Consider the following 1,463-nt stretch of genomic DNA (forward strand, 5'->3'; position numbering starts at 1 on the left):
TCGGTACTTCACGAATGACGTAATCGGTCAGATTGAATCGTCGAATTAACCACGAGAAAGTGTCTGGTTCTGGATGTGTTTGAGATCCCTGAACCAGACGGGTATCTTTCGGCCTCAGATGTCAAAGACGTAGCGGAAGAAGTCATTGCTCCGCTCCCGTTGCCGGGTGTCGAGGGGAGCCCCCTCGACCCCGGCGACATCTGGCTCGTCGTCATCTTGGCCTGTGTCAACCAGACCTCAATCTGGGAAACGTGCAAAGACACCGACGGAACACCCTGTGACGACACGACTCTCACGTGGCTCCACACCCTTGACCGTGACTGGCTTGAGTTCGTCGCCAACCTTCTGCTTGGACGCCTTGCCATGACGATTCTCGACCGGTCAGGGTCGAGAATCGTCTCCATCGACTTCATCGACAACCCCTATCATGGCGAGCACTACGTCGAGGAAGGCGAACTCTGCTCAATGGCTCCCAAAGACGGGACGACGACCTGCCATCGCTACTGTACCGCCTACGTCGTCTCCAACGAGAAGCCCGTGACGTTGGCGATGACGTACGTCCGCAACGACGAAGACGAGGCCGACGCGGTCGAGCGCGTGCTCGCCCGCGTCGAGAACTACCCCTTCGAGATCGACCTTCTGCTTGCCGACAGCGGCTTCTACAACGAGCGCGTCGTCCGCCGCGCTCGTGAGATCGCCCCAACGGTCGTTCACGTGCCCAAGAAGGGCGAGCGGATGAAGGACAAACTCGACACGCACAAGTCGTACATGACGACCTACCGCATGTACAAGGACAGCGAGCGGGAACTGCGCTTCCCGCTCGCGGTCGCTGTCTCCTATCACGCAGGAGATCGAGGCAAGAGCGGTGAGGTGGTTCGTGGTTACGTCGCCTGCGGCGTTACTGATCGATCAGCAAAGCAGGTCGAACGGCTCTACAGAAAGCGGTCAGGCATCGAAACGAGCTACCGGTTGCTGCGACAAGCACGCGGGATCACGACGACACGTGATCCCGTCGTGCGATTTGCGATCATGTTGGTTGCAGCACTGCTGGAGAATCTATGGCTCGTTTTACGGTGGGCGGTCGTCGCCCGCCCACGGCGGGGCGGGCGCGACCTGCCCGAGGAGTTCACGTTCAAGACGTTCTGTGATTGGATTCGTCATGAGCTTGAAGAGCAGTTGCGTCGGCAGTGGAAGATCAAAGCGAACGAGGTCGGTGTACCAGCGTCACAGGTACTGGCCGCGGGCTGACCGGGGTCAGCCCACGGCCTGTCCGTTGGGCGGTAAGCGACAGCTTTCGTCAGATACCGTCGAAACCCGGTTGATCTCGTCTGTTCGGAGCGGTGTATTGGAACTGCTTCGACCTACTCCGCGGTAGTAGCTGAGATTGATCGTCTAATCATACAGAAAGTGACTATTTTGTAGCGTTCAGACAGCACTCTCTCGGCTCGTTCGGGAAGTACCGA

General features: G+C 58.4%; 1 protein-coding gene. It reads left to right on the forward strand.

What is annotated here, in order from left to right; translation table 11 throughout:
- The first annotated feature begins 75 nt into the window (after window positions 1-75).
- On the forward strand, window positions 76-1,248 hold the full coding sequence (locus tag CHB65_RS16650; protein ID WP_089386129.1) for an ISH3 family transposase: 1,173 nt from the start codon (window positions 76-78) through the stop codon (window positions 1,246-1,248).
- Window positions 1,249-1,463: the final 215 nt, after the last annotated feature.

Source organism: Halorubrum vacuolatum, assembly GCF_900188065.1.
Classification (GTDB): Archaea; Halobacteriota; Halobacteria; order Halobacteriales; family Haloferacaceae; genus Halorubrum; species Halorubrum vacuolatum.